Annotated in this window: 15 protein-coding genes, 1 tRNA gene and 1 pseudogene; 9 read left to right on the top strand and 8 right to left on the bottom strand. The window is 70.3% G+C overall.

From position 1 onward, the window contains the following. Both OEY_RS28070 and OEY_RS0105440 read left to right on the top strand, forming a co-directional pair. Positions 1-2,185 (top strand): annotated as a pseudogene (locus OEY_RS28070) (serine/threonine-protein kinase); the annotation flags it as partial. 44 nt (positions 2,186-2,229) lie between these two features. After that, a complete protein-coding gene (locus OEY_RS0105440; protein WP_010592899.1) occupies positions 2,230-3,246 on the top strand; it encodes a magnesium transporter CorA family protein in 1,017 nt (338 codons plus the stop codon). A gap of 33 nt (positions 3,247-3,279) precedes the next feature. Here OEY_RS0105440 and OEY_RS0105445 read toward each other — a convergent pair whose 3' ends face one another. Beyond that, the gene (locus OEY_RS0105445; protein WP_010592900.1) at positions 3,280-3,471 is read right to left on the bottom strand and encodes a hypothetical protein; all 192 of its coding nucleotides are present in this window, start codon (positions 3,469-3,471) and stop codon (positions 3,280-3,282) included. 111 nt (positions 3,472-3,582) lie between these two features. Here OEY_RS0105445 and OEY_RS0105450 point away from each other — a divergent pair, with 111 nt between their 5' ends. Further along, positions 3,583-3,780 (top strand): CsbD family protein, encoded by a 198-nt coding sequence (locus tag OEY_RS0105450; RefSeq protein WP_010592901.1) that lies wholly within the window; start codon positions 3,583-3,585, stop codon positions 3,778-3,780. 66 nt (positions 3,781-3,846) lie between these two features. On the opposite strand, the gene OEY_RS0105455 is transcribed toward OEY_RS0105450, so the two are convergent. Next, on the bottom strand, positions 3,847-5,343 hold the full coding sequence (locus OEY_RS0105455) for a DUF4389 domain-containing protein (RefSeq protein WP_010592902.1): 1,497 nt from the start codon (positions 5,341-5,343) through the stop codon (positions 3,847-3,849). A 358-nt stretch (positions 5,344-5,701) separates the two neighbouring features. On the opposite strand from OEY_RS0105455, the gene OEY_RS30790 reads away from it, so the two are divergent. From OEY_RS30790 to OEY_RS0105485, 6 genes are all read left to right on the top strand, one after another. Continuing rightward, on the top strand, positions 5,702-5,845 hold the full coding sequence (locus OEY_RS30790) for a hypothetical protein (protein WP_017680289.1): 144 nt from the start codon (positions 5,702-5,704) through the stop codon (positions 5,843-5,845). 331 nt (positions 5,846-6,176) lie between these two features. Further along, entirely contained in the window at positions 6,177-6,878 is a 702-nt protein-coding gene (locus OEY_RS0105465) for a type 1 glutamine amidotransferase domain-containing protein (RefSeq protein WP_010592903.1), read from the top strand. A 113-nt stretch (positions 6,879-6,991) separates the two neighbouring features. Next, positions 6,992-8,140 (top strand): zinc-dependent alcohol dehydrogenase, encoded by a 1,149-nt coding sequence (locus OEY_RS0105470; protein ID WP_010592904.1) that lies wholly within the window; start codon positions 6,992-6,994, stop codon positions 8,138-8,140. 16 nt (positions 8,141-8,156) lie between these two features. Beyond that, the gene (locus tag OEY_RS0105475) at positions 8,157-8,732 is read left to right on the top strand and encodes a hypothetical protein (RefSeq protein WP_010592905.1); all 576 of its coding nucleotides are present in this window, start codon (positions 8,157-8,159) and stop codon (positions 8,730-8,732) included. A 54-nt stretch (positions 8,733-8,786) separates the two neighbouring features. Then, a complete protein-coding gene (locus OEY_RS30795; protein WP_172603545.1) occupies positions 8,787-8,939 on the top strand; it encodes a hypothetical protein in 153 nt (50 codons plus the stop codon). A 127-nt stretch (positions 8,940-9,066) separates the two neighbouring features. Then, positions 9,067-9,246: a hypothetical protein gene (locus OEY_RS0105485; protein WP_017680292.1), complete on the top strand. Its 180-nt coding sequence runs from the start codon at positions 9,067-9,069 to the stop codon at positions 9,244-9,246. Positions 9,247-9,278: 32 nt separating this feature from the next. Here the strand turns inward: OEY_RS0105485 and OEY_RS30800 are convergent, their stop codons facing one another. The 6 genes from OEY_RS30800 to OEY_RS0105515 form a co-directional block, all read right to left on the bottom strand. Then, positions 9,279-9,449, bottom strand: a complete 171-nt coding sequence (locus OEY_RS30800; protein ID WP_017680293.1) for a hypothetical protein — start codon at positions 9,447-9,449, stop codon at positions 9,279-9,281. Positions 9,450-9,581: 132 nt separating this feature from the next. Continuing rightward, positions 9,582-10,418: a hypothetical protein gene (locus OEY_RS0105495; protein WP_230831643.1), complete on the bottom strand. Its 837-nt coding sequence runs from the start codon at positions 10,416-10,418 to the stop codon at positions 9,582-9,584. A gap of 133 nt (positions 10,419-10,551) precedes the next feature. Next, positions 10,552-10,628 (bottom strand) — tRNA-Leu (locus OEY_RS0105500). Between the two features lie 126 nt (positions 10,629-10,754). Then, a complete protein-coding gene (locus OEY_RS0105505) occupies positions 10,755-11,711 on the bottom strand; it encodes a Ppx/GppA phosphatase family protein (RefSeq protein ID WP_010592907.1) in 957 nt (318 codons plus the stop codon). Continuing rightward, on the bottom strand, positions 11,708-12,235 hold the full coding sequence (locus OEY_RS0105510; protein WP_010592908.1) for a DUF501 domain-containing protein: 528 nt from the start codon (positions 12,233-12,235) through the stop codon (positions 11,708-11,710). The genes OEY_RS0105505 and OEY_RS0105510 overlap by 4 nt, the downstream gene beginning before the upstream one ends. Beyond that, the gene (locus tag OEY_RS0105515) at positions 12,232-12,894 is read right to left on the bottom strand and encodes an FtsB family cell division protein (protein ID WP_010592909.1); all 663 of its coding nucleotides are present in this window, start codon (positions 12,892-12,894) and stop codon (positions 12,232-12,234) included. The genes OEY_RS0105510 and OEY_RS0105515 overlap by 4 nt, the downstream gene beginning before the upstream one ends. Between the last annotated feature and the right edge of the window lie 7 nt (positions 12,895-12,901).

Raw genomic sequence — 12,901 nt, forward strand, 5'->3', positions numbered from 1 at the left:
CGAGGCCCACGGCGACGACGCCGAACGGTACGTCCTGTCCACCCTCATCGACGAGATCCATCGCGAGCAGACCCCGATGGCCTTGGTGATCGAGGACTGGCACCTCGTCACCGCACCGGGCACCGTCGCGGCACTGGACTTCCTCCTCGACCGAGGATGTCATCACCTGCAGATCGTAGTGACCAGCCGGAGCCGGGCCGGGCTGCCGCTCAGCCGGATGCGGGTGCTCGACGAACTCGTCGAGATCGACTCGGACGCTCTGCGGTTCGACGCCGAGGAAGCCGAGGGCTTCCTGCGCGACGTGAGCGGCCTCGACCTCGGTCCCGAAGACATCCGGGGCCTGACCGATGTCACCGACGGCTGGGTCGCCGCGCTGCAACTGGTGTCCTTGTCCCTGCGCGACAGCGAGGATCCGACCGATCTGATCGAGAACCTCTCGGGCCGCCACCACGCCATCGGCGAGTTCCTCGCGGACAACGTGCTCGACACCCTCGAGGCGGAGGTGTACGAGTTCCTGCTCGCGACGTCCGTCACCGAGGAGATCACCGGCAGCCTCGCCACCGCGCTCACCGGCGACCCGCACGGACAGGCGATGCTCGAGCAGATCGAGGCCCGGGATCTGTTCCTGCGCCGGGTCGACGACGAGGGCAGCTGGTTCCGCTACCACCGGCTGTTCGGGGATTTCCTGCGCCGCCGGCTCGAGCGTGATCATCCCGAACGCGTGGAGCCGCTCCATCGTGCCGCCGCGCAGTGGTTCGCACACCAGCACATGCTGCGCGAGGCCGTGGACCACGCCCTCAGCGCCGACGACCAGGAACTCGCCGTCGACATCATCGCCGCCGACGGGATGTTCCTGATCGAGCACTCCCACATGACGACTCTGCTGGCGCTGGTCGCCAAGCTACCGCCCCGCGTGGTGGCCGGACACCCGCGGCTGCAGATGACGGTGGCGTGGGCGAACGCGTTGCTGCAACGGGCCGACCAGACCCGCACCGCACTCGCGGCGGCGCGGGGATGTTTCAGCTGCTGCAACGCGGCGGCGGAGGACATCGCCGTCCTGCAGGTCGAGGCCGACGTCGTCGAGGGTGTCGTCGCAGTCTCCACCGACCGCATCGCCGACGTGGCGGACAGGGTCGCGCCGTGCCTGGACGATCCGGACGCGTTCCGGCCGTGGGTGGTGTCCGTCGCGGCGAATGTGGCGACCTTCGTGGACATCTACCGATTCGACTTCGAGTCCGCCCGGCAGCGGCAGCGGGGGGCCGAGCCGTACCACCGCGCCGCCAACGGCCCCTTCAGCCGCGTGTACGGGCAATGTCTGCTCGGGATCGCGGCCAACGAGCAGCTCGACGTCGCCGTCGCCGAGAGACATTTCCGTGCGGGACTGCGGACCGCGCGCAAGGTGGGCGGCATCCACACCCACGCCGCGCGGCTGGCCGCCGCCATGCTCGGGGAGCTGCTCTACGAACAGGGCCGGATCACCGAGGCCGAGGCTCTGCTCGACGAAAGTCACGAGCTCGGAACCGAGGGCGGCGTACCCGACTTCATGATCGCCCGGTTCGTCACGGCCGCGCGGCTCAAGGCGCTGCGCGGTGACCGCGCCGCCGCGGCGGCACTGCTCGACGAGGGAGCGCGGGCCGCCGACGACTACCGGTTGCCGCGACTGCGTGCCCGGGTGGTCAACGAGCGCGTGCGGCTCGGCCTGCCGGGGCCGCAGCCCGCCCCGCGACGGATGCCGGCGTCCGATGCCCCCGACCCCGACGGCATCACGGAGATCACCGCTCAGGTGGAGGACGCCACCGCCATCCGGCTGCTCTACGGCAGCGGCAGGGCCGAGGACGCCGCCGAGGCATGCGAGTGGGCCCGGCTGTGGCACCGTCGCGTCTCCGGACGCGGTCGGCATCGCGCCGAACTGCAGGCGGTGCGGCTGCTGGTGGCGTGCCTGCACGCCGCCGGACGGATCGAGGAGGCCCAGCACGTGCTGGCCCCCGCCGTGGCGACGTGCGGGCGCCTGGGCATGCTCCGTTACCTCGTCGACGGGGGAGCCCACGTGGTGCCGCTCCTGCCACTGCTGCGCGATCGGCTGCGCACCCTGTTGTGGCCCCCGGACTGGCCGGCGGTGGACGAGGCCTTCCTCGACGAGATGGTGCGGCTGGCGGAGGCCGGCGGCGCGAGCATCGCGCTGTGAACCCGGGCCGCCCCGAACACCCCGGGGTAGGGCAGACTGCGAGCGTGACCGCTGCCGTCCCCGACCACATCCGCACCAGGCTCTGGCGCGACGGACGGCTCGTCGCCGAGAACTACCCGCTGGCGGACGTCTCCGAGTACCTCCAGGACGAGACCGCCCTGGTGTGGGTGGACCTGCACGATCCGACGCACCGCGAACTGACCGACATCGCGGAGGAGCTGGCGTTCGATCCGCACGCCGTCGAGGACGTGGTGGCGCACGGGGAACGCACGAAGGTCACCCGTTACTCCACTCACACCTTCCTCACCGTCTACGCCACGTCGCTGGCGGACGGGAGTGAGCCGGCCGACACGCTCGGGTCCCGGCTCAGGACCACGCGGGTCTCGGTGTTCGTGGTCCCCCGCGGCCTGGTCACGGTGCACCGGGGCACCGGCCTGGACGTCGACGAGGTGGTGCGGCGGTGGGACGACAACGCCGATCTGCTCCGGCACGGCACCGCCGCGCTGCTGCACGGGCTGCTCGACGTCGTCGTCGACGGCCAGTTCGAGACCATTCAGGGGCTCGACGACGCGATCGAGGAACTGGAGGACCGGTTGTTCGACGAGCGCGCGCACATTCGCGCGCTCCAGCGTCACACCTACCGGGTACGCAAGGAACTCGTCCAGTTGCGCCGTGTCGTCCTGCCGATGCGTGAGGTGGTCGCCGCGGTGATGCGGCACCGGGCCGAGCGGGGCAACTCCGTCGAACTCGACGGCTGGTACAGCGACCTGTACGACCACGTCATCCGCGCGACGGAATGGACCGAATCCCTGCGCGACATGATCACCACCGTCTTCGAAACCAACCTGTCGCTGCAGGACGCGCGTCTGAACACCGTGATGAAGAAGCTCACGGGGTGGGCCGCGATCATCGCCGTGCCCACCGCGGTGACGGGCTGGTACGGGCAGAACGTGCCGTACCCCGGCTTCGGGCAGTGGAGCGGGGTGCTGTCGAGCACCGCCGTCATCGCCGCGTCCGCGGGAACCCTCTACATCGTGTTCAAGCAACGCAACTGGTTGTGACGCACGCCCGGGTACGGCACGTGCCCGCTCGGGCTACGTGGTGCCTTCGGAGTCGTCGAAGAACCGCCAGTCGTCGTCGCCCTCGACCCTGACCTCCATCCGCCAGCCCAGCTCGCTGTTGTCGGCCTTGGAGTCCACGAACCAGGCGTGCGCGTCGTCCGCGCTCTCGATGTCCTTGGTCGCCACCACTTCGCCCTTGGGGTCGATCACTCGGTATGTAGCCATGCCGGGTGCTTTCCCCGGCGATCCGGCGCCCAAACCCGCGCCGCGCAGGGTTGGCGCGGCCGGGGGTGGGGTATCCGGTTCCGGAAGAGACCACGGACGAAGGAGGATGAAGTGGCTGATTTCATCGACAAGGCCAAGCACAAGGCGGAGGACGCCACCGGTCAGGCCAAGGAGGGCGCCGGACGCGCGACCGGTGACCGCGACCTCGAGGCCGAGGGCCGCGGCGACCAGGCGTCGAGCGGTCTGAAGCAGGCGGGCGACAAGATTTCCGATGCCGCCGGCAAGGTCAAGGACTCGTTCAAGAAGTAGCCGCGGCACGCACGCGCGTGGCCCCGTCGACCCCGTCGACGGGGCCACCGCTCGTGTCCGGGGCCGTCAGCGTCCCTCTCCGGGCCGGGCCTGCTCCCCGGAGGTCGCGTCGCCGTACTGCTCCTTCGACAGCGGGATCTGTGTTCGACCGGGTTCGGGCGAGAGGTCGTCGCGCGGACCGGCCGCCGGCGCGTATTCGTGCAGTTCCCGGGGGCCCTGGTCGAGCCGGAACGGCGGGTACTCGTCGCGCAGCAGCGCCGCGTAGGCCCACACCCGGAAGCGCCAGCGGTTGATGCCCACGACGAGATCGAACAACCCGCTCGGGTAGCGAGCGGTGAACAGCAGGGCGATCGCCGCGACGAGCACGAGAATGCCGAGCAGGGACCACGAGTAGATCCAGACGGCATCGTCCCAGTTGTCGGAGGTCGCGGTGGCCCCGCCCCCGACGAGCACGCCGAGGACCAGGTAGTGCGGGATGGCGAGCAGCCACCACTTGACCAGCACCAGTCCCCGGGAGAGACGTTCCGGGTAGGGGACGTCGAAGTCGGCGGGATAGTCCGTGCGGTGCAGCGTGAAGGGCGGATACCGGTCGGTGCCCAGGGCCGCGTACGTGTAGAACCCGACGCGCCACCACCACCGCATCACGCCGACGTTGAAGTCGAACAGCGCCCGCGGATAGCGGCCGGTGAACAGGATCGCGAAGCCCGCGACGATCGTCGTGACGAAATGTGCGATCGCGAGGAAGAAGAGCACGATGTAGTGCGGGATCGCCAAGAGCCACTTCACGAGCCACAGCCCGCGCGACGGCGCGTCCGGGTCGCCGCGCAGCATCACCGGGTAGGTGCCCGGGGCGACGGCGGCCGGCGGCGGCGCGTGCGCCGAGGGCGGGCCGTGCCGGCCGAGTCCCACCGCGCCGAGGACGAGCAGCGGCACCCCGATCACCAGCAGGACGAGCCCGCCGACGAGCAGCCACAGCGCGAGCGGTCCCAGGAACGGGAACTGGGCACCCGCCTGCAGGTCCACAGCGACGCCCGGGGTGGCGTCGGCGTTCATCACGACGATCGACCACACCCCTTCCTGGAAGTCCCAGCGCAATTCCTGCGTTCCGGGTCCGGCAGCCGAGGCGGCCCAGAAGTCCTCGTCACCGGGCACCCGGGCGGGATCGTCGCCGGGGATCTCGCGGTACTCGGCGCGGAACGGCTCGAACCGGACGTCGGTGAGTTCGGCGTGTGCGACTCCGGACAGGAAGGCGTCGACCTCCCGCTGCGGGCCGATACCGACGAACACCGGGCGTCCGGGATCCTCCGATGCCGCACGCAACCTGAGCCGGCCGAAGTCCTCGGCGCCGAAACCGGTGGGCGTGTCGTCGAAGACCAGGTCGATGCGTTCGGAGACGAGCGCGCTCGAGTCGGTGCGGTAGCGCTCGGTGGGACCGGTGAACCAGCCGTCGTCACGCTGGACGAAGTACCCCCAGCCGAGCACCCCCGCGGCGGCGAGCAACGCCAGTCCGAGCATCGAGAGCAGGACACCAACCACGAACATGACGATCTTGCCGGCCTTCATAGCGGCCTCCGATTCGGAGTGTCGTACACGCGGTCTGCACTCACCGTAGACGCGACCGAACCGGACGAACAAGGCTTTGCCCCACCTCGTCCGCACCGCACCCCGCGACACGTCACGCACAGGTTCCGTGCGCGTAACGCATCGGCCATCCGACGGCGTGTAGGGTGAGGGCATCGACGACACGTCTCGGTCGATCGCTTCCGATCGGGCGAGTACAGCGTGATTTCGGTCGAGCACCACCCACCGAGCCCTGCCCCGGAACTGCCGTACCCGCATACCGGGTGCGGGTGTAGCGGCGGCAGCGTCGGGGTACCACAGCTACGCTGCCCGACACGGTTCGCCGGCCCGAAAGGACATCATGCACAACGAAACCGAGTTCCAGACGCCGCTCTTCGTCGAGCCCACCACTCCCGGCGACGAGGGCAGCACCGAGCCCGTCGCGACCTCGCAGCCGCCGAGCGGTCCGTACGACTACACCACCATCTTCTCCGCGCGCGCCTGAACGCCAGCCGTATCGTTCCGGACCGCGGGATGGCATGCCCGCCAGACGATCCCGGCACCGCGCCCGCACCGGACGACCCGTGCGGCCGGACCGCCACCCGGTGGCGTAGGGTGGACCTCGGCCGGAGGGGAAGACCCGGCCACGCGAACGCCCCGGCTCCGTGCCGGGGCGTTCGTCATTCCGGGCGCCGCCCGCGGTGACGATCGGGACGGGCGCCGCCCGCAGTGACGAACAGGACGGGCGCCGCCCGCAGTGATTGGAACCGGCCGGGAACGGGAACGCACCCTGCGGGTCGCCCCACGGCCCGCTCCCGACCGGAAGGATTGATCACATGACCGAGGTGCTGTTCGTCGTGACCGGAGCCGATCACTGGACGCTCGCCGACGGGACGCGCCACCCGACGGGATTCTGGGCCGAGGAACTGATCGAGCCGTACCGGGTGTTCACCGATGCCGGCTTCCGTCTCACGTTCGCCACGCCGGGCGGCCGCAGCCCGGCCGTGGACGAGGCCAGCCTCGCGCCCGACGCCACCGGCGGCGAGGACCGCAGTGACGAGCTGCGGCGGGCTCTCACGGAGCTGAAGCCGGTCCTCGATTCGCCCGCCGTGCTCGAGGACGTGCGCGCCGAGGACTACGACCTCGTCTTCGTCCCGGGCGGACACGGTCCGATGGAGGACCTCGCCGCGTCCGAACCGTTCGGCAGGCTGCTCGCGGAGTTCGTGGCCGCCGGCAAGCTCGTCTCCGTCGTATGCCACGCTCCCGCAGCGCTGTTGCCCGCACGGGGTGCCGACGGCGGCTGGCTCTTCGACGGGTACCGGATGACCGGCTTCACCAACGAGGAGGAAACGCAGGCCGGGCTCGCCGAGAAGGCACCGTGGCTGCTCGAGGACCGCCTCCGCGAGAGCGGTGCCCGATTCGACGCGGGACCGGCGTGGGAATCGCACGTGGTAGTCGACCGCCGCCTCTACACCGGGCAGAACCCGGCGTCGTCGCGTGCGGTGGCCGAGCGAGTGGTCGAGGCGACGAGGGGATAGCCCGCCCGGCACTCGAGGACTCCCGGAGGGCGGATTCGACACCCTCGGCCCACGGTGCCCGTATCGACGCTGCGCCACCGGGTATCTGTCGTAGGCAACCCGAGGAGGCGCGGATGCGAGCGATGGTGTACCGCGGACCGTACAAGGTACGCGTGGAGGAGAAGGACGTCCCGAGGATCGAGCACCCGAACGACGCGATCGTTCGGGTGGAGCTCGCCGCCATCTGCGGTTCCGATCTCCACCTCTACCACGGCATGATGCCCGACACCCGCGTGGGTATGACGTTCGGGCACGAATTCGTCGGCGTGGTCCACGCGGTCGGGTCGTCGGTGCAGAACCTGAAGCCCGGGGATCGGGTGATGGTTCCGTTCAACGTGTACTGCGGCTCGTGCTACTTCTGTGCGCGCGGGCTGTATTCGAACTGCCACAACGTCAATCCGAACGCCACCGCCGTCGGCGGCATCTACGGCTACTCGCACACCTGCGGCGGATACGACGGTGGCCAGGCCGAATTCGTGCGCGTACCGTTCGCCGACGTCGGACCGGCGCTCGTCCCGGACTGGATGGACGCCGAGGATGCGCTGATGTGCACCGACGCGCTCGCCACGGGGTACTTCGGGGCGCAGCTCGGCGACATCGTCGAAGGCGACACCGTCGTGGTCTTCGGCGCGGGACCGGTGGGCCTGTACGCCGCGAAGTCGGCGTGGTTCATGGGTGCCGGACGTGTGATCGTGATCGATCACCTCGACTACCGGCTCGAGAAGGCGCGTACGTTCGCGCACGCCGAGACGTACAACTTCGCCGAGTACGACGACATCGTCGTGCACATGAAGAAGGTCACCGACCACCTCGGCGCCGACGTGGCCATCGACGCGGTCGGCGCCGAGGCCGACGGCAATCTCCTGCAGCACGTCACCGCAGCCAAGTTCAAACTGCAGGGCGGCTCTCCGGTCGCCCTGAACTGGGCGATCGACTCGGTTCGCAAGGGCGGGACGATCTCGGTGATGGGCGCGTACGGCCCGATGTTCAGCGCCGTGAAGTTCGGTGACGCCATGAACAAGGGACTGACCCTGCGGATGAACCAGTGCCCGGTCAAGCGGCAGTGGCCACGCCTGTTCGAGCACATCCGAAACGGCTACCTCGATCCCAAAGAGATTGTCACGCACAGGATCCCACTCGAAAACATCGCGGAGGCCTATCACATCTTCTCGGCCAAGTTGGACGACTGCATCAAGCCGGTCGTCGTGCCGAGCGGCAACTGAGGAGGAACCGGCGACCATGCCCTACACAGCGGACAAGCCCGGACGCAGGAAGTCGAGCGACGAACTGCGCGCCACCATCCCGGGGTGGGGCGTGGACCTCGACCCGAAGGATCGGCCGGCCGTGCCGAAGGAACGGTTCGATCCGGGTGCGAGCGGTGCCCACTGGGATTTCCCGGAACGCCAGGAAGAGCGATGGCCCCGCGAACGCTCGATCGAGCATGCGTTCCTCCCCCCGGTCTTCGGCACCTCCTGCCCGCCCCGGGGATTGTCGGGGGTCCTGCGCAAGTATGCCTACCGCCGGTTCAGCGAGGGCCGCGCCGCGCACTGGCTCATCCTCCTCGGTGCGGATCGGGTCGACGCCGCCGAGTCCCACCTTCGCTCCTTCGCCACGGGACGTCCGGACAATCCGATCACCGAGACGGGGGTCCGGAGCGAGTTCACACACCACGGGATGAGATCCCGAGCCGGGCGCAAGCGAGTCGACGTCGCACACGAGTGGATGGATCCGATCATCGTCGGCGCACCGTGGGTCGTGGCCGGCGCCGCCACGGCCACCGCGGTGCAGACACTGCGGAGACGTCGCTTCCGGTGACCAGCGGCGCGACTAAATCTTGCAGACATACCGGGCATCCGGTTTCCTGTAGGTGTGCGCCGCCGGTGGAAGTGGGACAGGGAAGAACCGCTCTTCGGTGACCCCGAGTCCCCGCGCGGCATGGTGGCGATCGTCGCAGTCGTCGCCGCGGTGGTCGTCTCGGCGACAGTGCTGTTGCTCCTGACCTCGGGCGGGACGCTGCGCTGACGTTGCCAGGGAAGACTCACCGGCGGCAACGACGGCTGCCGGCGTGTTGCTCCTCCCCCGGCCTTCCGGGCGCCGTATTCGGCCGAATGCGACCCGGAGGGGGTGCTCGCCTGGAACGATCCGGAGTGTGAAGCACTTTCGGATAGTCGACCGAGACGGTGCCGTCATCGACCAGCAGTCGTTCGAGACCGAGGACGAAGCCCTCGCATGGGCGCACACCCACCCGCGGTCGGGAACCCCGGAATGGACGCTGGAAGAACAGGTCGGGCACGACTGGGAGAAACGGGAGAAGCGGGAGCGGCCCTGACCACGACCGGTCGGGACCGCCCCCGCCGTGGATCACCCCTCCTGACGCTGCGCCCAGGTCAGCACGAGCTTCGGCTCTCCGGGATCGGAGGAATCGAGTTCCAGCGTGGCGTCTTCCGGGGCGCCCGCGAGGAAGGCCCGGACGATGCTCATCGTGACCGGGGTACCCAGGGACAGAACGGCACTTTCGGTTTCGTTCGACATTCTCCGAACGTATCGTCATCGCGGGCCCTGCGCTGGGCGAGACGAGTGGACCGGACGTCCGGTGAGCGGTCGGCGCGATGTCGTGAACCGATCACCGTTCGGGCAGGGTCATCGCTCGACGGGGTCGCGATGTCAGGGAGTCAGCGCCCGGCAATCGTCGAGCTGAGCAGGTGGCTGTCCACCACCCCGCTCCCGGCTGTCGTCCTGGATGACCGTGCCGACGTACCGATTCGTGAACGGGATCTCGTCGGCCTCCACGGTCCCCTGCAGCACGATCCTGCCGTTGACCCGGGCCGTGTACCGATTCCCGTCGGCACGCAGCTCGACGACCGCGCCTTCGGGAAACTTCGACGTGGACGCGTACTGCGGCGTCCCCGCGGCGGGGGCGAATCCGTTCGGGCTGGAAGGATCTTCGTAGTACAACGCCATCATGCTCTCGGTGAAGGCGAACTGCACACCGGTGTCGACACCGGGATTGGCGCGCACCACCGGACCGATCGACGAGTGCTCCGGGTCGTGACCGTTCCAGCGGACCACACACCGCATCACCTGCGTCTCGCTCGGCATCGGCTCACTCCAGAACGCGAGACTCAGCGGAGTCGACGGAGTTCCCCGGCCGTCGAGATGACCGTTCGTGATCCTCAGGGTGCCGCCCCCTCGGGTGATCCAGTTCGGGCCGAGCGGGCCGTCCGGACGATCGAAGTCGTCGGCCGCACGCACCACCAGCGGCGCCGGCGCGCGGCGGATGCCCCCTTCGTCGGCGGTGGCCACGAGCGGGGAGCCGGCCGTCCCCGGAATCGGAGCGAATTCGGGCGCGGAGGCGCGGACCTGTTCGTCTGCGGTACCCGGATCCGCGGAGGCAAAAGGGGAGAGTCCGGTTGCGAGGGCCAGCGACCCACACACGATGCCGAGCCGCACTGCACCCCTGCGGACGGACGCCCCCAGGCGATCGTTTGGTTCGGTAAGCACACAGGGCATTGTAGGGACGGAAGTCGCGGCTGCCAGTGATGCCCGTCACGGCCCCCGCCCTCGGCCCCGCGGGTGGCGGGCCGGAAGCCGCGGCGGACGCGCTGGTCGAGTCGCTCCCGGATGGCCAGCTTTGTGGTGCCCCCAGTCGGACTCGAACCGACACTCGGCGGATTTTAAGTCCGCTGCCTCTGCCAATTGGGCTATGGGGGCGCAAGAAGAGAGTAGAGCGTGGTACCTCGGCGCCCGCAGCCGCGTCGCGCCCAGTCATCCGCGGCGACGATCGTCGCCGCGTACGGCTGGGGGCGGGGGGGCTGTCGGCTGAGGTGCCGCGGCTGCCTACGCGATCGACAGGGCGATTCCGTCGAGGATGTCGTGCTCGCTCACGACCAGCTCGCCGATGCCCGCGCGACGAGCGAGTTCGTCGGCCAGCACCGTCGTGACGACGGCTCCGCCGCCGATGACGTCGACCCGTCCGGGGTGCATCGGGCCGAGCGCAGCGCGTTCGTCGTGCGTGGCGGCGAGCAGGCCGTCGCACACCTGGCGCAACCGGTCGAAGCCGACGGTGGACAGGTGCACCCGCTCGGGGTCGTACTCCTCGAGCTCGTTCGCGAGCGCCGCGATCGTGGTCATGGTGCCGGCGACGCCGACCCAGGTGCGGGCCTGCTCCACCGGCACGTGGGCGAGCGCCTCGGTGATCTTCTCCCCCGCGAACGTGCGGGCCGCCGCGACCTGCTCGGCCGTGGGCGGATCGTCGTGCAGGCACCGCTCGGTCAGGCGCACGCATCCGATGTCCGTGGAGTAGGCGGCATGCACGCCGTCCGCGTCGCCGAGCACCACCTCGGTGGATCCGCCGCCGAGGTCGACGACGACGAACGGCCCTCGTGACGGATCGAGTTCGCCGACGGCACCGGTGAAGGACAGCCGCGCTTCCTCGTCGCCGGAGATGACTTCGGCCTCGGCACCGGCGATCACCGCGCCGAGGACCTCGCGGGTCATGGCGAAGAAGTCGTCCCGGTTGGCGGCGTCGCGGGTGGCGGACGTGGCCACCATCCGCACCGCCTGCGCCCCGGTCTCGCGGACGAGCCCGGCGTATTCGACGAGGGCGACGCGGGTGCGTTCGATCGCCTCGGGAGCGAGGCGGCCGGTCGCATCGACGCCCTGCCCGAGCCGCACGACCCGCATCAACCGGGTGACGTCCGTGAGCCGGCCGTCGTCGTCGAGATCGGCGATGAGCAGGCGGATGGAGTTGGTGCCGCAGTCGATCGCCGCGACGCGGCGGGTACCCGCGGTCACTCGCTCTGCCCTCGCAGTTCGGCGTAGGTGGGCCAGTCGACGGGGATCGCGGTGCCGCGTAGGCCGGCGTCGGCGGCAAGGGCGACGGCCTCGTCACCGAACGGGTTCACGCCCGGTCCCTTGGCGAGGGAGTGCGCGATGAGTACGTGCAGGCATTTGACGCGGTCGGGCATGCCGCCGCCGCTGAAGTCGGTGCCGAGCGATTCGATCGCGTCGCGTTCGGCGAGGTAGGACTCGTGGGCACGGCGGTACGCGGCCGCGATCGCCGGGTCCGCGGCGATCCGCTCGGTCATCTCCTTCATGACCCCACCGGATTCCTGCCGGCTGGCCTCGGCGGTGAGCCGCGGATCGGTGAGGTAGAACAGCGTCGGGAACGGCGTGCCGTCCGGCAGCTTGGGCGCGGTCTTCACCACGCCGGGGGCGCCGTCCGGGCAGCGGTAGGCGATCGCGAGAACGCCACGCGGAGCCCGCCCGAGCTGGGCGGCGACGGCGTCGAGGTCTTCCTGTGCGACGGGATCGGTCACCCGGTCGGTTCTCCTGGTTCTGGGGGCGCCACCGGCATCTGCCGCGGCACCGGGGCGGGTTCGGGTTCTGGCGCGGGTACGGACACCGACTGCCACAGGTCGCTGTACCAGGCGCCGGTGGAGGGCAGCTCCTCGGCCTGTTCGGCGACCGGTTCCTGGTAGTCGCCGGGCAGTTGCACCTGGTAGGGAGTCTCGCCGGGCATGACGAACCGCAGCCGTTCGCGGGCCTGGGCGCGGATCCACGCCGGGTCCTCGATCTGCGCCTTCTGTTCGCGCAGCGCCGCGATCTCCTGCTCGAGCTGCGCCCGTTCCGCGGCGACCCGCTCGGCCTCGGAGCGCTGGCTGACGTACGTGCGCAGCGGAACCGCGAGGGTCAGGGCGAGCCCGCACACCACGAGGGCGAGGACGACGGCACGGCCGGTGGACAGGCCGAAGAAGGTGCGCTCGGGGCGGGCGGCCCGGGATTCGCGCGGCGTCCCGACCCGGGTGGGCCGGGCCCGGCCCCCGGTGCCTCCGGCGCGGGCGCCTGCGGCGTCGGCGGGTGGTTCCGTCGAGGCGGTCGGTCCGGCCGGGCGGGCCCGGCTGGGCCGCCGAGCGCCTGGCGCACCCTCGGTGCGGGTGCGCCGGGCGCCGGGCCGGGACCTACCGCGCTGGCTCATGCGGGTG

Source organism: Rhodococcus sp. P14 (genome assembly GCF_000256505.1).
Classification (GTDB): Bacteria; Actinomycetota; Actinomycetes; order Mycobacteriales; family Mycobacteriaceae; genus Rhodococcus; species Rhodococcus ruber.

Excerpts from the sequence above, each read along its gene's own strand:
- OEY_RS0105445 (WP_010592900.1), bottom strand. The coding sequence starts at position 3,471 with ATGGCTACATACCGAGTGATCGACCCCAAGGGCGAAGTGGTGGCGACC.
- OEY_RS0105455 (WP_010592902.1), bottom strand. The coding sequence starts at position 5,343 with ATGAAGGCCGGCAAGATCGTCATGTTCGTGGTTGGTGTCCTGCTCTCG.
- OEY_RS30790 (WP_017680289.1), top strand. The coding sequence starts at position 5,702 with ATGCACAACGAAACCGAGTTCCAGACGCCGCTCTTCGTCGAGCCCACC.
- OEY_RS0105465 (WP_010592903.1), top strand. The coding sequence starts at position 6,177 with ATGACCGAGGTGCTGTTCGTCGTGACCGGAGCCGATCACTGGACGCTC.
- OEY_RS0105470 (WP_010592904.1), top strand. The coding sequence starts at position 6,992 with ATGCGAGCGATGGTGTACCGCGGACCGTACAAGGTACGCGTGGAGGAG.
- OEY_RS0105475 (WP_010592905.1), top strand. The coding sequence starts at position 8,157 with ATGCCCTACACAGCGGACAAGCCCGGACGCAGGAAGTCGAGCGACGAA.
- OEY_RS30800 (WP_017680293.1), bottom strand. The coding sequence starts at position 9,449 with ATGTCGAACGAAACCGAAAGTGCCGTTCTGTCCCTGGGTACCCCGGTC.
- OEY_RS0105515 (WP_010592909.1), bottom strand. The coding sequence starts at position 12,894 with ATGAGCCAGCGCGGTAGGTCCCGGCCCGGCGCCCGGCGCACCCGCACC.